Below are 21,622 nucleotides of genomic sequence, written 5' to 3'. Positions count from 1 at the left end.
TGATCCTTCCCTACGACTGCTGTCTATTCTCTCTTATTTCCCGACAAGTCTAATATATCGGGGGGATTAAGGGGGGTAATTCGACTTGTGTATACACGGTAGTACCAAAGGGAGGGTGCGCGGTAGCGTGGATGAGGTAGTTTTATTTAAACGGTTACTAAAAGAACCAACCGTAAGAATGTAAACCTTTACCTAACAGATTCACACCGAGATAGCAAACCCAAACAACAACAAAGCCCGTCGAGGCTAAAATTGCGGGACTGCGCCCTTGCCAACCGCGAGTGATTCGGGCGTGGAGGTAGGCGGCGAACACTAACCAGGTGATTAATGCCCAAGTTTCTTTAGGGTCCCAACTCCAGTAAGAACCCCAAGCTTCGTTAGCCCAAACGCCACCGGCAATGATCCCAATTGTCAGCAAGGGAAATCCTAGTCCAATGATGCGATAGCTGATGTTGTCGAGGGTTTCGGCAAGGCTAAGGCGCTGGGGTGAAAGAGGTTCGGCAGATGCTACAGTTTGAGGCTCAGAGGTAGATACTAAATTCAAAACAGCGGTGTTAGCATTACCGTTGCCGTTGCCGTTGCTACTAGTTTCAAAACGAGCAAAGCCGTTATTTTCGGCAGAAGGGGCTAGTGGTTGAGAAATTAGTTCAGCTGCTTTGTGCAAGCGGTAGCCGTTGCTGCGATAGCCACCATTACCTACTGAACTACCTTGTAGTTGGATGTTTTGACCGCGAGTGACTACTAAAAAAGCGATCGCTAATAACGCGCCCACCATCAAAGCAGAATAACTCAACATCATGACGCTGACATGCATCATCAACCAATTTGATTTCAAGGCAGGTACTAGAGGTTCTGACGCTTGCATCTGGGATGGTAATGTCATAGTAGCAAAAGCAGCGATCGCCATTGCCACAGGAGCTGTAACAACTCCTACTAAGCGGCTACGGCTACTACTTTCGGCAATTAGATGGACTGTGGTAATTCCCCAAGTTAAGAAAAACAGAGATTCATACAAATTACTTAAGGGAAAGTAACCAGCTTCTATCCATCGTGCCCCTAGTAGAGTAGCCATGCACAAATTAGCGATCGCCATCCCAGCTGTCCCCAAAGCGGCTAGATAAGGCAGATTCGGAAAAGCCGCTCCTCCCCAATACACCAGCATTGTCAGGAATAATATGGCAAAGGAGGCATTGTCCAGCCAGTTCTGGAGTACAACTAGATTCATAAAGTGTTCTCTCCGTGGATGATTTTAAATATGGATTCTGACTGTTCTGATCCTATATGCTTACAGGGTCATGAAACAGGGAAAAGTTATGAGTTAGGAGTACAGACGCGATTAATCGCGTCTGTTATGAATTAATTATTTTTAATACCATTTCATTTTAAGGTTACTACAGATGATATCGCTCTGAGGTAAAGACACACCAGACGCGAAGATTGATGTATAGCAAGATTTTTGAGAATTGGTACAACTCATAACTTTTCCAATTGCTGTTATGGAGAAATTGTAGATGGTGTAGCAGAACTGCTCTTACTTTTTTCTGGACTAGGCAATGTAGTCATGTTGGTAACTTTTTTGAGTGCGATAAAAAAGTCGTAACGGTTACTGCGACTGTCGCTGACAGCAGATGTCATCCCAATTGAGCGCGTTGCATCTAGCAAAGTTTCTTGATTGGGAATTAAAGTTGGTAAAGGGAAATTTTTCACAGTTCGTTCCACATCCAAGAAAAATTGACCATTTGTCGGATTTGGTTCTGTAGGAACTGTTTGTTGGAAGGGAAGAGTACTAGCTAGTGTGTTGTTGGGTTGGGGAACAATTTTATCAGTGATTGGAGCGCCCACTACTAAAAAGGCGACATTTCCATCTAACCAGCCGTGGGTGGCAGTTAACGTACCATAAGGTGAAACCCAGTTAACAACGGGTTGACCTGCGACTTTTGCCGGTTGGACTTGGAACTGGTATTGATTTCTCATCACTTCATCGAGCTGTTTTATGGATGCTTCAGCTGATTGGCGTAGGCTTTGCCCACCGTCGGCATCGCTTGCCTGTACCATGAACACTAAACCCGCACGAAAATCATCTGGTGAACCTTGTTTTGGAGTAGTAGGAATCACTGATAAGGAAAATTCGCCTTTCATCCAATCGAGCAAATCCTTATCTAAATCGAGATTGGTAAGAGATTTTATCCCACTTCTGATCTGTTCTGGTGCGATCGGCGAGAGGGGATTTCCCTGAGATGTTAAAACATAATCTCCCCACAACCGCTGTAAGTTACCGCCAGAGAGCATCATTAAGGTTTCCGCTGGGACACGGCTTTGCATTTTCCCAGCTTTGTTTTCCACCGCCAGCACCCTTTGACTATTAGGGTTTAGCCAAGAAACGCCCTTTAAGCGAATTCCTTCTGGCTCTAAGGTCATTGTCCCCGCTAAACCTTGGTTATTTTGCAGTTGAGCCAAAACTTGAGCAGGTAAAGGGCGGTTTGGAGAAGCTGCGGCTATTTTGGCTGCTGTTGGCACATTTACGTAAAACTGGGCAAAGGGTTGGTAATTGGCAATTTTCGGAAAATTCTCAGCAAAGCCCCCTGTTGTGGTTAGGGATGTTTTATTTTTGTAGGCGTCAATTGCTCGTTCTGTGGCTTTGGGACTATCAGTTATGACTAAAAAACGCCCATCTAGTAATGCCGCTGAGAAGTTCTCCCCTGCTTGTCCCTCACTTTGTTTGATGGCGATTCCTTGATAAGTACGGTCAATCCATTTGCCTTGTTTAAGGGTTTTCGGTCGTGCCAAAATGTTTTTAGCGATTTCTGGATTTTTCACTGGCAATACCATTACCATCGACTGCTGATCGTTAGCAGTATCTTCATCGGTGGTAGCAACTGGTTTGGGTGCAGGTTTACTCGCTGTGTCTGGGGCAAGAAATGCGATTGTGACGTCATCGCCTACCCAAGGAGCGACATCTTTCTGGAAGTCGTAACCATTATTAGTCAGAAAGCGATCGCGCAATTGTACTAAATTTTTATCCAGTTCTGCTTGGGTTTCTTTTGTCCCAAACTGCCGCAATTTCTGCCACTGCTGGGGAGCTGTTGTCAGAGAAACCGCAAACAGGGCATCACCAGGAATAATATTTGCACCTACTAGCTCGCCAGAAAGTGGTTGTCTCTGGCTTAACAACCAGTATGCTATACTCCCTACACCAATCAATAGCCCAGCAGCCGAGAGCGTCAGCACCAGAGACGGTTTCTTATTTTTCTTCATCGGAACAGACACAAGAGGCGGTGCCATTGAAACCTATACCTTATACTTGCAAACTCATTACTTGTTTGATTGGTTAAGTTAACCAAAAACTTTCTCGTTATCTAGGGCAGTTAACTGCATAAATTTCTCCATCCTAGACATAGATGATATTTCCGTAATAAAACTTCCCGAGTCTTTCAAAAGCTGTGTTTTTGGCTCAGTTACCATTTTTAACACGCTTTGTTGAATTTCGTAGGACGTTTCCCTAAGATTAATTCCTCAGTCGGAAAGTTTCCGCAAGTAAGTCTGTTAGTCCAAGCAATTTGAGAATATAACTAACTGGACAAAGCTGCAAGTCATGATTAGCTGACATTACTCTTGGTTGGCAAAGCTTCTGTTCGTTCCAGAGAAAGGAATATGAAGTACTTTGGCTACAATTTTTAATCAGCGATCGCATCTTTAAGATGGAAAATATGGTAAGCAGAGCTATGCCCTGAAAGCTTATCGACTACCTATACTTGCAACTCAAATCCAGGTAATATATCTTCTCCAGAAATAATCGCTGGCATTTGCAGAACTTCTACAGCCTTCAAAAGGCGGTAAATTTCCACTCTTGCATCTTGAGGATTAATCAGCCAACCCAAACGCAGACCATTTTTGATGTATTCCTGCATTTTCTCTTGAATCGGTGCAAGCCGATCTGTCTCCGAACGCAGTTCAATCACAAAGTCGGGTACAAGTGGCGGAAATTTTTTTCGTTCTTCTGGTGTTAAAGCTTCCCAGCGCTCCAATTTTATCCAAGCAGCATCAGGGGAACGTTTTGCACCGTTGGGAAGTATAAAGATAGTTGAAGAACTAAAAACTTTCCCTAATTTAGCTTGACGATTCCAAATTTCTAAATCAGCGATCAGTCCAGCTTCTTGATTTCCGCTTTCTCCTCCAACTGGTGGCATAATGATTAATTCTCCGGCTGCATTCATTTCCAGGCTTAAATCACGATTGGCAATACACAATTGATAAAATTGCTCATCGGTTAAATGAGCAATCGGTTCTAGATTTAGCACAACAGTATTCATTAAACCTTTCCTCGTGCCTTTGTTGCTAACATCAGTCGGAAATTCTTGCTTGTTGGAAAATTTTTTGAGGCGTAATTTGCAACCCTTCAAATAAGGAATCTTCTAAACTATCAGTACCACGTTTGGTTTCGCCTAATAACGGCAAATCATCACCGAAAACTCATTAATTTAACGGCACTACTACCAGAGGCGATCGCTGCAACAATAATTCAACGTTCCTTTGATAATTTAATTGTATGATTTCAGCTACTTGGTTTTGCTCGGTAGCGATGCCTGCGGCGGGTTGCGCCTACGCGCCACATCATAAGTGCAGTATTTTTTGGGAGAATGCGGCAAGCAAAGCTATGGACTGAAAGCTTATTGCCTACCTATACTTGCAACTCAAATCCAGGTAATATATCTTCTCCAGAAAGAATCGCTGGCATTTGCAGAACTTCTACAGCCTTCAAAAGTCGGTAAATTTCCACTTTTGCATCTTGAGGATTAATTAGCCAACCCAAACGCAGACCATTTTTGATGTATTCCTGCATTTTCTCTTGAATCGGTGCAAGCCGATCTGTCTCCGAACGCAGTTCAATCACAAAGTCGGGTACAAGTGGCGGAAATTTTTTTCGTTCTTCTGGTGTTAAAGCTTCCCAGCGCTCCAATTTTATCCAAGCAGCATCAGGGGAACGTTTTGCACCGTTGGGAAGTATAAAGATAGTTGAAGAACTAAAAACTTTCCCTAATTTAGCTTGACGATTCCAAATTTCTAAATCAGCGATCAGTCCAGCTTCTTGATTTCCGCTTTCTCCTCCAACTGGTGGCATAATGATTAATTCTCCGGCTGCATTCATTTCCAGGCTTAAATCACGATTGGCAATACACAATTGATAAAATTGCTCATCGGTTAAATGAGCAATCGGTTCTAGATTTAGCACAACAGTATTCATTAAACCTTTCCTCGTGCCTTTGTTGCTAACATCAGTCGGAAATTCTTGCTTGTTGGAAAATTTTTTGAGGCGTAATTTCTAGCCCTTCAAATAAGGAATCTTCTAACCTATCAGTACCGCGTTTAGTTTGAGGGAGAATATCAGGATAAAAAATAGTAATAGTTTTTGCTCTAGTATCAATAATCCAAACTCGTTGAACTTTAGCTTTTAGATAATCAGTTGCTTTTTCTGTCATTTCTCCAAAAGTTTGATCTGGGGAGATAATTTCAATGACTAATTCGGGTGCAACAGGACAAGCCTCATCTTGCAACCAATCAGCAGAAAGACGATTATAAGAAATATATGTCAAATCTGGTACAGGAAGCCAGTCTTGTTGATTTCGTGTTAGCTTAATTGCCCATTCAATTACAACTCGTCCCTTTCCTTGCGCCTATGCAGACAATAGTATAAATAATGCACCTGTTATAGAACGATGAAAAAATTTTGGTAACATTACATCGTTTTTGAATTTGGGAACAGCTTCTCCATCAATGAGTTCGGAAATGATGTCTCCTTCGGGAAGTGCGAGAAATTCTTCGAGGGGAAGTTGGGTTTTGAGTTGAATCATGGTTGGTTTTGGGGGATGACTCTATTTGAGATTTTTACCGATCTCAAATACTTCATCTGGGATTTCCTGTTTCTACTTTTAGGCGTTCCCGTTTCTCCTGTAGTCGCTGCTACGCCTAGCTTGCTTCCACGTTCGCGCTAGCGTCTCCGTTGGCGCAGCCTCTCCGTCAGGAGAAGGAGAAGTGGTACGGGTAGCCGTAGGTATCGCTTGTGTGAGTAAATTACTCATAGGTCTTTCACGATACCGCTGACAGTTGCTTCTCGTCTTGGCGGTAGCCTGCGGCAAGCCACTACGTGTCTACGAGAAATTAAGCTTTTCGGCGATTTTTGCGTAAGTCCTGAGTTATCTAAATAGCAATCAAAACTCAAAAGCAATATACTCTTCAGGCTTTTTACTGATTTTTTGAATGTAATTGCATAGCTCCCAAATATTTGGTTAAATAAGGCGAAAAAACTTCATAAATTAAAGTCAGTGGCTGGCCATGATGCCAAAACAAGTAGTGGCGACCCCAAAAAGGCCCAGTTACATCAAAACCAGACTCTAGCGCCGATGAGTCGCCGTAGTAAATTCCTCGAACATCCCGATACAACTCTGTGCGAAGACGAGCCAAACTAGCCCAAATTGGTAATGAACGGTTTTGCAAATATTCATCTACATGACTGGCTTCCCACCACGAAGTGGCGTAGGCTAATCGTTGACCAGAAGCAGTACGCAGCCACACTTGTCGCCGTAGTCGTGGCCCTGGGACAGTTTGGATTAATTCAGGCGCACCATCCAAGTCCATGCCAATCAATGACATATCAATCACATCTACTTCTACAGGCTCACCTGTGAGCAATTCTAGGTGACGTGTTGGAGAGCCGTCACCCAAAAGCATTAGTTGCCAAGCAGGTGCTAGCTGAGTATGAGGTAAACTTTGTTGAATTATTTCCTCCCCTCCTTGCCAAATCGGAGTGAGGCGATGCCAAGCTGCTGGCAGTCTTAAGTTGTTTGTGGGCGTAAAAGTAATACTCAATGCTTTTTACAAAACTTCACCTATCTCTATAAAAGCATAAAAAACCTTAGCTCTACCCAGATTTAAGGGTCAACAATCTAAGGTGTTTTGAGCCTTGACTATTGACCCTTGACTAATAAATAAAATATGCGGATGGCGAGACTCGAACTCGCAAGGGCATTGCCCACACGCACCTCAAGCGTGCGCGTATACCAATTCCGCCACATCCGCACGGCTTGTCTAAATATACACTATAGCATAAGAAACTAATTATAGTAAGGTGATATCTAAAGTTATATTTCTCAAAAATATAAATTTCCTCAAGGCGGTATCAGACTGACAGAAATCTAGCCTCTGCACAAGTGATATTAAAAAGGGTAGAGCTACTGTAGGAGGTGCGGTGCGATGGCAAAAGCCCATTTTGCCAAGCTAGCCAAGACTTACAGTAATTAAGACCCATAGAGGCAGCAAGCTTGCAATATGAAAGTTTGCTTAGAATCAGGGTGGCGAATCTCCTGTGATAATTTGAAATAATGCGAAAGCGTCGTTTCAAGTTGGATCAGAGAAAATGTCAATCTACTGGTAATGATATCGAAACTAAAAAATGAAGTTTGACAAAATATTAATTGCCAATCGGGGAGAAATCGCCCTTCGCATTCTCCGCGCCTGTGAAGAAATGGGGATTGCGACAGTTGCGGTTCACTCCACCGTTGACCGGAATGCTCTTCACGTCCAACTTGCTGATGAAGCGGTTTGCATTGGCGAACCTGCTAGCAGTAAAAGTTATTTGAATATTCCCAATATTATTGCTGCCGCACTGACGCGCAATGCGACAGCCATTCATCCAGGTTATGGCTTTTTAGCAGAAAATGCCCGGTTTGCGGAAATCTGTGCTGACCATCATATTGCTTTTATCGGCCCAACTCCAGAAGCTATCAAGCTGATGGGGGATAAATCCACTGCCAAAGAAACCATGCAAAAAGCTGGAGTTCCGACAGTACCAGGTACTGAGGGGTTAGTAGAATCTGAGGAACAAGGATTAAAATTCGCCAAGGATATCGGCTATCCAGTGATGATCAAAGCCACAGCGGGTGGCGGCGGACGGGGTATGCGCCTAGTTCGTTCTGAAGATGAATTTGTCAAACTTTTCCTGGCGGCCCAAGGGGAAGCAGGAGCAGCTTTTGGGAATTCTGGCGTTTACATAGAAAAATTTATTGAACGTCCCCGCCACATCGAATTTCAAATTTTGGCGGATAATTATGGTAATGTTATCCACTTGGGCGAACGGGATTGCTCTATTCAGCGCCGGAATCAAAAGCTACTAGAAGAAGCACCAAGTCCGGCTCTCGACCAAGATCTGCGCGAGAAAATGGGACAAGCTGCTGTCAAAGCTGCCCAATTCATTAACTACAGTGGGGCGGGTACTATCGAGTTTCTCTTGGATAGATTCGGTAAATTCTACTTTATGGAAATGAACACCCGGATTCAAGTAGAACATCCTGTAACAGAGATGATTACTGGAATAGACTTGGTTGCCGAACAAATTCGGATTGCTCAAGGGGAAAGACTCAAGCTTACCCAAGAGCAAGTAGTTTTGCGGGGTCATGCGATCGAATGCCGGATCAACGCTGAAGACCCCGATCACGACTTTCGTCCTTCTCCTGGACGGATTAGTGGCTATCTTCCCCCTGGAGGGCCTGGTGTTCGGATTGATTCGCACGTTTATACAGATTATCAAATCCCACCTTACTACGATTCCTTGATCGGCAAGTTAATTGTTTGGGCCCCAGATCGACCCACTGCTATTAACCGCATGAAACGCGCACTCCGGGAATGTGCCATCACTGGACTACCCACCACCATCGGGTTTCATCAAAAAATTATGGAAACTCCACAGTTTTTGCAGGGTAATGTCTATACAAATTTTGTGCAAGAAATGAACGGTTAAGGGAGTGGAGAGTGGGAAGCAGGGGGAAAATAACCAATGCCCTATGCCCTATGCCTCCTCAATTTTGGATTTGCGTTAGCGAGTCAGACGCTACGTACAGTTGCTCTAAGCGAACGCAAGAGCGTCTATAAGAGTTGCCATGCCGTAAAGCCTACCGCATAGGGTATAGGGCGCAGCCTCTGGTAGAGAAGGCTTTACGCTGCGCTATCAAGCGTCTTTTAGATTTTAGATGTTCAATCCAAAATCCAAAATCCAAAATCTAAAATTCTTCTGCCCCATGCCCCATTCCTAATTAACACGAGATAGCATAGTCAGCAATCCTTGCTGACCTAGCAGGATTTCTCGCAGCAGGCTGAAGATACCAATCCAAATAATAGGTGTAATATCCACCCCGCCTATAGGTTGGACTAGCTTTCGCAAGGGCACTAAAAATGGTTCAGTAGGCCAAGCTATTAAATTAAAGGGCAAACGATTCAGATCCACTTGCGGATACCAACTGAGAATGATCCGAAATATAAATAAAAATGTCATCAACCCTAACACAGGGCCAAGAATCCAAGCAGTCAGGTCAACACCAGTCATTGGTTTAAGCTACTATCTGTAAAGAAAGAAAAAACTTAGGCAATGGCAAGCCCTTCAGGTTCGCGTAGGCGTAGCCCGTCGTAGACATCGCCACAAAATTTTAAGCTTTGTAAAGCACTCTCATGATCATTTTAACCAAATGCTGTCACTTCCTTCGGAAATAGAAAAGCGAACTCGCTCACGCGGTTAACTCAACAACTGGTGAAAGCAGTTACCAAGTTTAACAGTTCCGAGTTAGAGGCTTCTCAAGAAAGTAATACACTATTAAAATTAGGATGAAGTGTGTAAAAAAAGGTTGAGAAGTATGACGCCTTCTTTAGCAAATTTTCTTTGGAGTCTGCTATGGGGTACTGCAATTGTTGTGATACCCGTTATAGTTGGTCTGGTTTTCATTAGCCAAAAAGATAAAATTCAGCGTTCATAATGCTTATGAGAGTTGAATTGACTCTCATAATCGATTGTCTGTCAACTATCTAGATTAATTGCACCAAAAACAGTAGTGTTTACCGCTAGGAGCAGTTGTAGCTGACAGAAGTAGGTGTTTTTATTTTTCGGTGAACGGCTTCAGAGCTTCTTTGCCAGAGGCTTTGAAGCTTTAATATATCGTGACTAATTAGAGTAGTGATTTTAATTGTGACTCGCTAACATAGATTTGATATTGGGAAAACAGCAATGATAAATTTTGGGCTGAACTCAGCCAGTTTTCTGGCTCAGGTAAATTTTGGGGCAAACTCAGCCAGTATTCTAGGAATTTTCCTGGCTGTGGCTGGGGCAGCACTGTATTTTCTCCGCACTGTGCGTCCAGAATTGTCACGGGATCAAGATATCTTTTTTGCAGCAGTCGGCTTGCTCTGCGGCTTCATTCTCGTGTTTCAAGGATGGCGGCTAGACCCGATTCTACAATTTGGTCAATTGCTTTTAGTTGGCACAACTGTATTTTTTGCAGTTGAAAGTATCCGCCTGCGAAGTATAGCTACCCAGCAAGCAAAGCGCAACACTCCGATTGTGGATGAAGACCGACCGGTTAGCGATCGCTATTCGTACAATGATCGCAGAAAGTATCAAGCTGAGATGGATGCAGACTTAGATCCATTACCTTATGAAGAAGAGGAGCGCCCTGTGCGTCCCCGGATTCGGGGTAGCAGGGATGAGATTTCAACTCGTGATGACTACGAGGAGCAACCCCCCCGTCGTTCAGAACGCCGTAACAGCAGTAGTGAAAGACAGGCTCCAGTTGATAAAACGCGGCGGCGGACTTCTGGGCGGACTGTGAATCGCCCTTCTGAAAGCTCTGAAGAAGAGAATTGGGGTTCTTCATCTAGGCAAGTTGATGATTGGGAAAGTTCAGGAGGGGAAGTCAGAAAACCTTCTCGGCGTAATAATAACGGGTCTGGGCGTCCAGAAAGTCGTGAAGATGATGTCGCTCCCAGACCAAGAAGGCGTCGTCCACCCACTGACTCGACTCCTCGAAGAGGGCGCGAAGATGATGAGGCGATCCCAACTGATTATGTACCATACAACCCGGTTGAAAAGCCAAATGAGGGACTAGATAATTCGACCGATTTTGATGACGATGTTTAAAACAGTTGGTGTGGAGGTAATTTTAGAGGCGACGGAAAACAGTTGAGGTGAAAAAATTTACGCCTATATTTTGGCTCCAAAGACCTATTCATTGGAGCCTGGTTTTTAGTTTAACAAGTTTGCTTGTATCTTGTGGTTCTAACGATATTCCCATAGGGCCTACTTCCCTCAATAGTCGCTACACCGAGGAGCAGCCTGCTTTGAGTGGAAATGGGCGCTTTTTAGCGTTTGTATCTAATCGGAATGGTAATCAGCAGCTACTAGTCTACGATTTGGAGAGGCAACTGTTTATTGGCACACCGGGCATAAACCGACAGGAAACAATTGCTGAAAGTCCTAGTTTGAGCTACACCGGGCGTTACATTGCTTATCTTACTAGTGACCAAGGTAGACCAGTGGTGGCGCTTTACGATCGCGCTACGCAACAGTCGCAAATCGTCACGCCAATCTATCGCGGCTGGGTCAGAAAACCAAATATCAGCCCAGATGGACGTTATGTTGTTTTTGAAACCGCCAGCCGTGGTCAGTGGGATATTGAAGTCCTAGACCGGGGACCAAATATTGAGTTAGATATTCCTAATGGTGCAACTGTAGGTTCACCTCCCTAAGAGTTAGGAGCAAAGCCGGAGACGCTCCGCCTCCGGTTATGAGTTAGGAGTTGTGAGACTATTGACTAATTATATGAAACGTGTTTTTTTTATACCTGTATTTATTTGTTTAAGTTTATTGACTGGGTGTTTTGGCTACCCTCGCATTTTGAGTTATCCCTTTGATCCGGGGGGCCGCAGTCTTAATAGTTTAGCGTCGGAATTAAATCCCCAAATCTCTGGGAGATACATTGTTTTTATTACTGACCGACGCGGTAGCCAAGATGTTTATATGTTTGATACGGTGACTCGTGATTTGGTTGATTTGCCAGGTTTAAACTCCTTTGATGCGATCGCAACTCATCCTAGCGTTTCACAAGATGGTCGTTATATTGTGTTTGGTGCTAGTCGTCAGGGACGATCGGCTATTTTTCTCTACGACCGGGAAACACGCCAATCACGGAATTTGACTAATAATCTGCAAGCGGAAGTCCGTAACCCTACAATTAGTGCTGATGGTAGTAGGATTGCTTTTGAATCTAGTAACAACGGGCAGTGGGATGTTTTAGTATATGACCGTTATGGACAACCGTTGAATATCCCTCAAGAACCACGTTGAACTAGAATTATGAGTTATGAGTTAAAATTCCTAACTCCTGTACAGACGCGATTAATCGCGTCTCTCCTCACTTCTAACTTTTGTTTTCTACTTGTTGCACAGATTCAATAAGCGATCGCACTTGTTGCGTCCCTTCTGAAGGTTCAAATGATAGGGGAAACTTACCGCGGATGATCATCCGCAAACCGAGCGGTGCAAGACTGAGTAATCCTTTTAAATCCCGAAAATAGTTACCGACAACTTGTAAACCAAATTGACGTTCATCAATCCAACCACCTTCTTTAACTAAATCTACCAATACTTTTCGGTGACGAAGTGAGCGACTGTCGCTGACTTGTTTCTGGGTGAGAATCTCTTGTTTAATTTTGGTGATTTGTTCTAATGGTGCAACTTCCATTGGACAAACTGAATCGCAGTACAAACAACGGGTGCAACCCCATACGCCTTTAGTACCGTCGTTGTAGCTTGCTAAACGATTTTGGGTGTCACTATCGCGAGAGTCTGCTACCATCCGGTAAGCTTTGGCAAGGGCATGGGGACCAACAAAGTTTGGATCAACTTCACGGGCGTTGCATTCCGAGTAACAAGCACCACACATAATACAGTTGCCAGTTTGATCAAGGCGCGATCGCTCTTGGGGTGTTTGCAAAAACTCTCTTTCTGGAACTTGTCGGGCTGCTGTACTTACATAAGGAGCAACTGCCTCTAAATTATTCCAGAAACTGCTCATATCTACAACTAAATCTTTAATCACAGGCATATTGCCGAGAGGGGCGATCGTGATTTCGCCAATGGCATTTACTTTACTTTGGGATGATGGTATTTGTTGTAATCTGGCAAGTTCACTACCAACATTTTCCTTACAAGCTAAAGCCGAACGCCCATTAATTCGCATAGCACAGCTACCACAAATGGTATTGCGGCAATTTTTGCGAAACGCCAACGTTCCATCTTGCTCCCACTTAATATGATTCAGGCAATCTAGGATTGTATTACCTGGTTCTGCCTCTACAAGGTAGGTTTGCACAACAGGGGAGGAATTTTGTTGCTGTCGAATGACCTTAAAAATAACTTCCATAATCACTAACCAAAATTTTAAAATTGCTTTCCCAGCCTCAACAATCATCAGTCAACGCAGGTAGTTGCAAAAAGTGAGCTATCCTCTTTTTGCCCTTAATTAAAACCCTGGTGTTAATTGGCCGACGACAAAAAAGCGAGTGATTCTAGTTTAAGGATAACCATTAAAATTTAACTTGTAGCACCGATGTAAGCAATATTTGTGTCAAATTCTGAGATAAAACGCCAAAAATGTAATTGTAGCTTTGCATTGAATTTACCTGTTTGAGAATGTAAAGGAAAGAGTGTTTGCTGAGAGAGGGACTTACGTTCATCTCTGACCTGGTGATAATATGCAAATTAAATGCATGTTAGGTTAACAACACGTCTTGATGTCAACTTGAGTCAAGCAGTCCTAGCTGGAAAATTCGGTCAAGCGGTAACGAAGGCGGAACTTTTTTGATTATATAGAAGTGTGAAACCACATGTTCAATATATAGTAGTGGCAATCAAGCGCTAGGCAGATGTTAAGAAATTTATTCTTCCCATAGACAGACGTACAAAATCGTCTGACCACTTTTGACCTTAGGATAATAAACCGAGGAAAAATCCTCACCACTTTTAAATAAAAGTTTTTGCACCGAGAAACCCGGACACGCGAGACTTTTCGCTTTTTGGCTTCCTCTCAATCAAGAAAATCTTGGATTGAACTCATTGGTCAAAACAGCTCGTCTCAATTATATAAATTTTTATAAAAGCCATAGACCAATACTCACGCTTGCAATAAAGGGTTGGGAAAATCGTCACTGCTTTTTTCTTCTTGAAGTCCAGAAATTTAAATAAAAATTTACTAGCAACTTTAATTCAAAATTAAACAACTATTTTGCTATTATTAGTCCATGCTAGTATTTAATATAAAATTACGAAGTGAACAAACCAGAATCAAGAGCCGTATCAGCGCGGCTACTACTGCTTTGTTGATTCGTAATGTAGAGACAAGAGAATTCGCGTCTCTACTGGCAGGACAAAAGGGCATAAGCCCGTAGGACTCTATTGAAATACTATGCTATCCAAAGCTTGAGAGGACGAGTAGAGAAAACTCTACTTGCTCATTGGCAAGAAAGGCAAGCACTGAAAGTGAAAAACCTGCAATTTATTGGGTCTACGACTTATTTGCAGTAGAACCAACACAATTTGTAAAGGTGGCTGAAAGTTACACCGCTACAGTAGCGCCAAAGGAGAAAATAGTTTTCTTTCTGATGGCGAATAATGGTTAAAAGTGCCGTAATATCACCAAAATTAATGTCTGTGGCAACTATGGCCTCTAGTTGGTTGTAGACAACCATAATAGAAGTGCTTTTGGCTCCTATCGGCAGGAATTCACCCGTTAAATTAGGGTCTTCAGTAGCTCTATGCAAATGCTAAAAAGCTAAATGCTGGCATAAGACTACATCGTTTATCAGTTTGGAGAGAGTAAGGAAAATTTGAGCATAATGACTGAAACTGCAACCGCACCATTAACTGGAAAAGCACTACTTGCTAAAGTAAAAGAACTTTCCACTTTACCACGCCGAGAAAGAGCTAAACAGTGCGGCTATTACACTGTTACTAAGAATAACCAGGTTCGTGTCAATCTCACCGATTTTTATGACGCTTTGCTATCAGCTAGAGGAATTCCTCTAAGTCCAGAAGCACCTAAAGATGGTCGTGGTCGTGAACCGACCTATCGGGTTAGCGTCCATCAAAATGGTCAGATTGTGATTGGTGCTACATATACCAAAGCAATGGGCTTAAAGCCTGGAGATGAGTTTGAAATTAGGCTGGGATACAAGCATATTCACTTGATTCAACTCGGTGAAACTGATAAAAAACTAACCTCACAAGATGTAGATTCTGACGAATCAGACGAAGATTTGGAAGACGAAGAGTAAATTTGCTGATGGTAGGGATAAGTTTCAGGTGATGATAACTTGTCCTTACCCTGACAGCACACTAGTAGCTCTATTTAAAAAATTTTGCCCCAGGTAAAAAATACGATTAGACCCCTTGCAGAAGTCACCAAATTTAGTAAAGTCTTGATTAATCAGCAAGAAATTTATAGTGCAAGAAGTCTATCGTGTTTTTTTTGTTTATTTTGATAACTTTCTTTGAGCCTTCGGTCAACGCCTTACTGGCGTTTATGGAAAATGCACCAGCACTAGTTGTAGTGATGGCATTTTTTATTTTTTGGATAGTTTGCTGGTTGCCAATCGCAACAATATCAGCAATATTGCTCAATTGGCAACCTCCCAAACCTTTGCAGCCAGAACAAAAGATGCCGTTATTGGCGTCACTCTACCTATTAGCTCCCCTGATTCTGTGGGGAGTTAGTTGGCTGACGAATAAATCGTTTTCGGATTACGGCTTTGTTGGGAATCTTTCAACTCTTGGTTCTTTAGCGCTAGGTTTCGGTTTGGGAGTGGCGAGCCTAGCTATTGTATTTAGTGGGCAATTGGGGTTAGGTTGGTGTTCTTTTGAAAAGACGAATTTCAAGTTACTACTACCCATCTTGCTACAGATTTTCTTGATAGCGTTATTAGTGGGTGGAATAGAAGAGTTAGTTTTTCGCGGTTTCCTGTTCACTGAATTAGCGCAGGATTACCCAATTTGGGTAGCAGCAGCAATTTCTAGCTTGATTTTTGCCTTGCTACATCTGGTTTGGGAGCAACGCGAAACTGCACCCCAACTCCCTGGATTGTGGCTGATGGGAATGGTGCTGGTGTTGGCACGTTTTGCTGCGAACGGCAATTTGGGTTTAGCTTGGGGACTGCACGCGGGATGGGTATGGGCGATCGCTACCCTAGACACAGCAGAACTAATTACTTACACAGGTAAAGTCTCGGACTGGTTTACAGGTAAGAATAAAAAACCCCTAGCTGGCTTGGCGGGAATTATTTGTGTATTGGGAACTGGAGTGATTATCTGGTTTTTCTCTAAGTATTTTTAATTTCGCGTTAAGGTGCAATATTTGAGAGGCGAGCCTGCTAACGGAAGCTTGGCTTTTAAATAATTCTTGCAAAGATGGGGAAGCTATGCACAATTAAGATAGAACTGGAGCAGAAGTCTATGGCATACAGTGATTTTAATCTCGCTAAAGTAAGAAATGCGTTTGGCTTAACTCTAGAAGAGACACGTAATCTATTTCTAACTGTAGCGGGTGTCCAGCCATCTGACTTGCTAAAACGGTTGCTGGATGAAAACCTAACTTTAGCGACTGCAATCAATAGCGAAAAAGCCCGTTCTGAGTTTTTAATCGCTCCTATTCTGTCTGAAGTAAGGCGACAGTTAAATTATCGGATCAGCTTATTTTCAGGTACAGAATTCAATGTTGATCTTGCTCAAGGACTCTCAGGTTTTTGTGACTTTATCCTCAGTGCATCTGGTGAACAGTATTTTATCAGTGCTCCAGTAGTCACTGTTATAGAGGCCAAAAATGAAAATATCATCGCTGGATTGGGGCAATGTGTAGCCACAATGATTGCTGCTCAAATATTCAATCAAAGAGCAGGTAATGAAATTCCAGTCATCTATGGAGCAGTGACAAGTGGAACTGCTTGGAAATTTTTAACTTTAGAACAGAATACTGTTTGCATTGACTCAATTGAATACTATGTTAATGCAGTCGATAAGATTCTGGGAATTATATTGCAGACCTTTGAGAGTTCCTTGTCTAAAACCCTAGTTTAGAGAAATGGTAAGTAGATAGGCATAAATAAACTAAAAATAGGGCGGGCAGGATGCCCGCTAGAGATTCGTTATCCAATCCCTAACCCCCAAAACCAGGAATTAAACGCTTGAGCGCACGACCGGCAACGTCGCCATAGCGCAGTTCTCCACATAGAATCTTACCCATGATTTTGGCACCGGAGGGGCGCTTAACACCAACTTTGTAGCCAATGCTAGGAAAGCGATAGAATGCTCCAGCTAATTTTTGCGCCCAAGCCATCTCAGTACCCCATTCTTCATTAATGGTTTCACTATATTTTTCTAAAGCATTGGTATCACCAGAAAGAGCCTCATTAATGGCTCCTGCTGCAATCAAACCGCTAAAAATTGAAGGGCGAATGCCTTCTGCTGTCATTGGATCAACTACACAAGCAGCTTCCCCAGCCAAAACTGCATTTTGAGTATGCAACTTTTGGTTGCCATCCCACAAGCAAAGGGGATAACCATACTGCTTGCTAGTTTTGATATCTAGATTAAATGATCGCGCGTACTCATCTAAAATCTTCTTAAAGTCTTGAGGTTCGCCGCCGATGAATGTACCGACACCAATGGAATAACCATCAGCTTTTGGGAAGTTCCAAATGTAGCCGTTTTTTACCAAGCCAAACTCGAAGTGAATTGTGGATTTGTCCTTCACAGTTGCGGCAACTTCTGCTTCCAAAGCTCCTGCTAAACGACGTTTACGTTCTTTGAAGCCTAGCCATTTTGCCATTGGCCCTTTGACACCATCAGCCGCGATTAAGTAGCGACCTATAACTGGCCCATTGGCTGTGTTAACTTGCCAATGGTCACTTTGAAATTCAATACCCGTTACTTCAGTATTATCTCGTAGTTCAGCCCCATGCTTCTGTGCTTGTTGCACTAGGAAATGGTCAAAAATATCTCGTCGCACCATCCAGACTGGTTCTTTGGTGGCGATTTTTGCTTCTACGGGGTCGCCCAATTTCCAAGTAAAGCGAAGGGAGTCGGCTTTCACAGAAATCGCTGGGCTAAAATCAAAGTCAAACCATTGAGCGATCGCTGGAGATACACCACCGCCACAAGGTTTATATCTTGGCAGGGATTCTTTTTCTAACACTAATACTGAGCGACCTTGCTTGGCTAAATGATATGCAGCTGTTCCACCAGCTGGGCCAGCACCGACGATGATGCAGTCGTACATATGGCTGAATTTTTGCTCCGGAATTAGTGATTTTCTATTGAGATACTTGATCAATTTTTGTTAGATATCTAAGAAATGATAAAGGCTGAAGAATTTATCCATCATCCTTCAGCCTTTATGCTTCAGACTTTAGAGTTTAAACAGTCGTAATGTCTTTTTCTTTTTCTGCAAGCAATTCGTCTATTCTGGCAGTGTACTTGTTTGTCAATTTTTGCAATTTATCTTGCTGATCCCGTGCTTCATCTTCAGAAATTTCAGTATTTTTTTCCTGTTTGCGAATGGCGTCTATAGCATCGCGACGGATGTTGCGAATAGCAACACGACCCTCTTCAGCATACTTAGATGCCATTTTGACGAATTCTTTACGGCGATCGCTTGTCAAGGGCGGAATATTCAGCCGAATCACGGAACCGTCATTGCTGGGGGTTAAACCCACATCTGAGAGGGAAATCGCTTTTTCGACTATATTTAAACTTTTGCGATCATAGGGTTGAATTAAAATCGTCGTAGCATCTGGTGTACTAATGTTTGCCAGTGATTTCAAGGGCGTAGGCGAACCGTAATAGTCCACCGATACCTTATCTAATAGACTCGCATTGGCGCGACCAGTGCGAATCGTGTTAAAAGCTCGTTGAGTTGACTCAACGGTTTTTTGCATCGTACTCTCAGCTTCAGCTAATTTCACAAGAACCTCCCACAAGGGTGCCGATGGATTCTCCCAAGACTGCTCGGTGGATGTTTCCTCGCACCGTTAGGTCAAATACCAGAATTGGAATATTATTTTCTTTACACAAGGCGATCGCAGTACTATCCATCACCCGCAAATCTTTGGCTAAAACGTGTGCGTACGTTAGGCTATTGTAACGCTTGGCGTCAGGATAAATATGAGGATCAGCGTCATATACTCCGTCTACTTTGGTAGCTTTAAAAATCACTTCCGCATCAATTTCTGCGGCTCTTAATGCCGCAGTGGTGTCTGTAGTAAAGAAGGGGTTTCCAGAACCAGCACCAAAAATTACCACCCGTCCTTTTTCAAGATGGCGGATGGCACGACGACGGATATACGGTTCTGCTAATTCTTGCATAGCGATCGCAGTTTGCACCCGCGTCTGTACCCCTATACGTTCCAGCGAATCTTGCAGCGTCATGGCGTTCATTACCGTGGCAATCATCCCTATGTAGTCAGCAGTTGCCCTGTCCATCCCCGCCGACGCCGCTTTGACGCCACGAAAAATATTGCCACCGCCAACAACGATGGCCATTTGAGTGCCAGTGGCTATCACCTCTGCTACCTCTTGTGCTATTCCTTTGACCACTTCTGGATCAATGCCATAGCCCATGTTGCCCATTAAGGCTTCACCGCTCAGTTTGAGTAAAACCCGTCGGTAATTCGTTCCCATGAAGTTACGCTTTATCAAAAAAGTTGCAATTGCCTCCAATTTAAGATAGCAGTTACAGGGACTATCTATGTCTAGTTACGCCAAATTAATGTAGTACCTATTGCTTCTGTTTGTGGTATATCTATTTCTTGAGCAAGAAACAGAGAAGCGATCGCAGTTTTTAAATAATCTTCTCCCACTGCTGATGCATCTTGAGGATGATCGTCAATTTGTCCTTTGTAGCGTACTATACCATTAGTATCTATTAAAAAGGCCATTGGTGTTTTTGTAGCACCAAAACTGCGGGTCACATCTTGCGTCGAGTCCCAGAGGTAGGGAAAGTTCAAATCGTGATGCTGGGCATAAGCTTTCATATTTTCAAAGCTTGGCCTAGTATGGTGATTACCATCACTACCATTCATGCCAATTAGTGTGAAGCCTTCTGGGGCAAATTCGGCTTGAATATTTTTCAACCTATCTACATACCACTCTACATAAGCACAGTGGTTACACATGGAAATGACGCCCACTGCTCGGAACTTCTCAAGATAACGCCTAAGATGGTGTACTTGACCATCAATACCTGGCAGTTCAAAATCTGGTGCGTAGCTCCCAACAGGAGTATCAATTGTTTCTAATATATTCATGTTTTCTGGATCGCAGAACTAGGAACAAGAAAAATATTGTTAAATTCAGCGTCAGTTTCCAGTTGCAAACCACCCTTTAGCCGATGCCTCATATTCGACAATTTTATAGACTCGCATTGGCTGTCGTAAATTGTGAAACTACTGAATCTAACACTGATGCTAATTCGCTCACATCTAAAAATAGCGAAAATAGTACTCACATTATAGAAGTTATAATTCCTAATCCTGACATAATCTAAGTTGTGAGTAAATTACCTTTATCAACAAGATGAAAACTCTCTACGCTGGATAAAACTATCAGCTTGATGCTGGTGTTATCAGCCTAGAAGCTTTCGTGGTATAAGTCTAAGCTATCATTAGAGCAAAAGATTTATTTTTAAAAGCTGAGAAATTTTATTCAAACTCAAAACAATTTTACTTACACCCTGCTGCTGAAAGGCTTTTACCCTTGTATTCATCAAATTTCCCATGACAATCTCAAGTTCAAAAACAGCACTTACCTCTACAAAAACCTGGATTTGGCAAGATTTCCCTATCTGCTATCAAACCCAAGGAACCACTGGGCCAGCTGTTGTCCTCGTGCATGGATTTGGTGCTTCTTGGTGGCACTGGCGAAAAAATATTCCCGTACTAGCACAAAATTGCCGTGTTTATGCTATTGATTTGATTGGTTTTGGCGGTTCCGCAAAACCTCAACCTGGTGAAAAAATTGCCTATACATTAGAAACCTGGGGACAGCAAGTGGCAGATTTTTGCCGCGAAGTTGTCGGTGAGCCAGCTTTTTTAATCGGAAATTCTATTGGCTGTATTGTAGCCATGCAAGCAGCAGTAAGCAACCCAGATATTGCCTTAGGAGTTGCTTTGCTCAACTGTTCTTTGCGACTGTTGCACGATCGCAAACGGGTAACTTTACCTTTATCTCGTCGTTACGGAGCGCCTTTGCTGCAACGCTTACTATCTATCAAACCAGTTGGCGATTTCTTTTTCAATCAACTCGCCAAACCGAAAACAGTGCGAAAGATTCTCCTGCAAGCTTATGCGAATGCTGAGATGGTGACAGATGAGTTGGTAGATATTCTCACTTCACCAGCAAGTGATCCGGGGGCTGGTGCTGTGTTCCTGGCTTTTACTTCTTATTCCACAGGGCCTCTACCAGAAGAACTTTTACCACTGTTAGCTTGTCCTGCGATTATCTTGTGGGGAACGGCTGATCCGTGGGAACCAATTAAATTAGGTAGAGAATTAGCTAACTTTCCGCAAGTAGAAAAGTTTATTCCTTTAGAGGGAGTAGGGCATTGTCCCCAAGATGAAGCGCCGGAGTTAGTCAATCAGATTTTACTCGATTGGATTTTGGAGCGATCGCGGTAATAGACTATTTTGATGCGATCGCTTTCAATGCTGGTGAAAAGCAAAGTATTGCGGGTTAGTCTTTATACAATGGGGAAAAGATGCT

At 43.0% G+C, this 21,622-nt stretch carries 21 protein-coding genes, 1 tRNA gene and 2 pseudogenes; 9 read left to right on the top strand and 15 right to left on the bottom strand.

The window, feature by feature from the left end:
• Window positions 1-157: 157 nt before the first annotated feature.
• The 9 genes and pseudogenes from ccsB to Q0541_RS02310 form a co-directional block, all read right to left on the bottom strand.
• Window positions 158-1,225: a c-type cytochrome biogenesis protein CcsB gene (ccsB, locus tag Q0541_RS02350; protein WP_298904983.1), complete on the bottom strand. Its 1,068-nt coding sequence runs from the start codon at window positions 1,223-1,225 to the stop codon at window positions 158-160.
• 269 nt (window positions 1,226-1,494) lie between these two features.
• Entirely contained in the window at window positions 1,495-3,282 is a 1,788-nt protein-coding gene (locus Q0541_RS02345; RefSeq protein WP_298904980.1) for a DUF3352 domain-containing protein, read from the bottom strand.
• 464 nt (window positions 3,283-3,746) lie between these two features.
• The gene (locus Q0541_RS02340; RefSeq protein ID WP_298904977.1) at window positions 3,747-4,310 is read right to left on the bottom strand and encodes a Uma2 family endonuclease; all 564 of its coding nucleotides are present in this window, start codon (window positions 4,308-4,310) and stop codon (window positions 3,747-3,749) included.
• Window positions 4,311-4,341: 31 nt separating this feature from the next.
• A pseudogene (locus tag Q0541_RS02335) lies at window positions 4,342-4,440 on the bottom strand (Uma2 family endonuclease); the annotation flags it as partial.
• Between the two features lie 238 nt (window positions 4,441-4,678).
• Window positions 4,679-5,242 (bottom strand): Uma2 family endonuclease, encoded by a 564-nt coding sequence (locus Q0541_RS02330; protein ID WP_298904974.1) that lies wholly within the window; start codon window positions 5,240-5,242, stop codon window positions 4,679-4,681.
• A gap of 31 nt (window positions 5,243-5,273) precedes the next feature.
• Window positions 5,274-5,849, bottom strand: a pseudogene (locus Q0541_RS02325) (Uma2 family endonuclease).
• 78 nt (window positions 5,850-5,927) lie between these two features.
• Window positions 5,928-6,077 (bottom strand): hypothetical protein, encoded by a 150-nt coding sequence (locus Q0541_RS02320; RefSeq protein WP_298904971.1) that lies wholly within the window; start codon window positions 6,075-6,077, stop codon window positions 5,928-5,930.
• A 163-nt stretch (window positions 6,078-6,240) separates the two neighbouring features.
• The gene (locus Q0541_RS02315; RefSeq protein WP_298904968.1) at window positions 6,241-6,864 is read right to left on the bottom strand and encodes a chorismate lyase; all 624 of its coding nucleotides are present in this window, start codon (window positions 6,862-6,864) and stop codon (window positions 6,241-6,243) included.
• 127 nt (window positions 6,865-6,991) lie between these two features.
• A tRNA-Leu gene (locus tag Q0541_RS02310) sits at window positions 6,992-7,074 on the bottom strand.
• A 373-nt stretch (window positions 7,075-7,447) separates the two neighbouring features.
• Between Q0541_RS02310 and accC the strand changes: the two genes are divergently transcribed.
• Entirely contained in the window at window positions 7,448-8,791 is a 1,344-nt protein-coding gene (gene accC / locus Q0541_RS02305; RefSeq protein ID WP_298904965.1) for an acetyl-CoA carboxylase biotin carboxylase subunit, read from the top strand.
• A 288-nt stretch (window positions 8,792-9,079) separates the two neighbouring features.
• On the opposite strand, the gene Q0541_RS02300 is transcribed toward accC, so the two are convergent.
• Entirely contained in the window at window positions 9,080-9,373 is a 294-nt protein-coding gene (locus tag Q0541_RS02300; protein ID WP_298904962.1) for a YggT family protein, read from the bottom strand.
• A gap of 304 nt (window positions 9,374-9,677) precedes the next feature.
• Between Q0541_RS02300 and Q0541_RS02295 the strand changes: the two genes are divergently transcribed.
• From Q0541_RS02295 to Q0541_RS02280, 4 genes are all read left to right on the top strand, one after another.
• Complete coding sequence (locus Q0541_RS02295; protein WP_273766886.1) at window positions 9,678-9,797, top strand: photosystem II reaction center X protein; 120 nt, start codon at window positions 9,678-9,680, stop codon at window positions 9,795-9,797.
• Window positions 9,798-10,045: 248 nt separating this feature from the next.
• Window positions 10,046-10,954: a Ycf66 family protein gene (locus Q0541_RS02290; RefSeq protein WP_298904957.1), complete on the top strand. Its 909-nt coding sequence runs from the start codon at window positions 10,046-10,048 to the stop codon at window positions 10,952-10,954.
• 47 nt (window positions 10,955-11,001) lie between these two features.
• Window positions 11,002-11,562 carry a hypothetical protein gene (locus Q0541_RS02285; protein ID WP_273766882.1) on the top strand — a complete coding sequence of 187 codons (561 nt, stop codon included), beginning with the start codon at window positions 11,002-11,004 and terminating at the stop codon, window positions 11,560-11,562.
• Window positions 11,563-11,635: 73 nt separating this feature from the next.
• A complete protein-coding gene (locus Q0541_RS02280; RefSeq protein ID WP_298904951.1) occupies window positions 11,636-12,160 on the top strand; it encodes a Tol biopolymer transporter periplasmic protein in 525 nt (174 codons plus the stop codon).
• Between the two features lie 73 nt (window positions 12,161-12,233).
• Here Q0541_RS02280 and Q0541_RS02275 read toward each other — a convergent pair whose 3' ends face one another.
• Window positions 12,234-13,238, bottom strand: coding sequence for a succinate dehydrogenase/fumarate reductase iron-sulfur subunit (locus Q0541_RS02275; protein ID WP_298904948.1), 1,005 nt, complete (start codon window positions 13,236-13,238; stop codon window positions 12,234-12,236).
• 1,471 nt (window positions 13,239-14,709) lie between these two features.
• Between Q0541_RS02275 and Q0541_RS02270 the strand changes: the two genes are divergently transcribed.
• From Q0541_RS02270 to Q0541_RS02260, 3 genes are all read left to right on the top strand, one after another.
• Window positions 14,710-15,147 carry an AbrB family transcriptional regulator gene (locus tag Q0541_RS02270; protein ID WP_273766880.1) on the top strand — a complete coding sequence of 146 codons (438 nt, stop codon included), beginning with the start codon at window positions 14,710-14,712 and terminating at the stop codon, window positions 15,145-15,147.
• Window positions 15,148-15,332: 185 nt separating this feature from the next.
• On the top strand, window positions 15,333-16,202 hold the full coding sequence (locus Q0541_RS02265; protein WP_298904942.1) for a type II CAAX endopeptidase family protein: 870 nt from the start codon (window positions 15,333-15,335) through the stop codon (window positions 16,200-16,202).
• A gap of 119 nt (window positions 16,203-16,321) precedes the next feature.
• Entirely contained in the window at window positions 16,322-16,942 is a 621-nt protein-coding gene (locus tag Q0541_RS02260; protein ID WP_298904939.1) for a hypothetical protein, read from the top strand.
• Between the two features lie 79 nt (window positions 16,943-17,021).
• On the opposite strand, the gene Q0541_RS02255 is transcribed toward Q0541_RS02260, so the two are convergent.
• The 4 genes from Q0541_RS02255 to Q0541_RS02240 form a co-directional block, all read right to left on the bottom strand.
• Window positions 17,022-18,143 (bottom strand): geranylgeranyl reductase family protein, encoded by a 1,122-nt coding sequence (locus tag Q0541_RS02255; RefSeq protein ID WP_298904936.1) that lies wholly within the window; start codon window positions 18,141-18,143, stop codon window positions 17,022-17,024.
• Between the two features lie 136 nt (window positions 18,144-18,279).
• Window positions 18,280-18,828, bottom strand: a complete 549-nt coding sequence (gene frr, locus Q0541_RS02250; RefSeq protein ID WP_298904933.1) for a ribosome recycling factor — start codon at window positions 18,826-18,828, stop codon at window positions 18,280-18,282.
• Window positions 18,815-19,543 (bottom strand): UMP kinase, encoded by a 729-nt coding sequence (gene pyrH / locus Q0541_RS02245; protein WP_298904930.1) that lies wholly within the window; start codon window positions 19,541-19,543, stop codon window positions 18,815-18,817. Before pyrH ends, frr begins: the two co-directional genes overlap by 14 nt.
• Before the next feature lie 71 nt (window positions 19,544-19,614).
• Complete coding sequence (locus Q0541_RS02240; protein WP_298904928.1) at window positions 19,615-20,169, bottom strand: thioredoxin family protein; 555 nt, start codon at window positions 20,167-20,169, stop codon at window positions 19,615-19,617.
• Between the two features lie 468 nt (window positions 20,170-20,637).
• On the opposite strand from Q0541_RS02240, the gene Q0541_RS02235 reads away from it, so the two are divergent.
• The gene (locus Q0541_RS02235; RefSeq protein ID WP_298904925.1) at window positions 20,638-21,537 is read left to right on the top strand and encodes an alpha/beta fold hydrolase; all 900 of its coding nucleotides are present in this window, start codon (window positions 20,638-20,640) and stop codon (window positions 21,535-21,537) included.
• The last annotated feature ends 85 nt before the right edge of the window (window positions 21,538-21,622 follow it).

Source organism: uncultured Nostoc sp. (genome assembly GCF_937863485.1).
Classification (GTDB): Bacteria; Cyanobacteriota; Cyanobacteriia; order Cyanobacteriales; family Nostocaceae; genus Nostoc.
The sequence above is the reverse complement of the archived record's forward strand: the minus strand, read 5'-3'. Positions and strand labels throughout refer to the sequence as shown.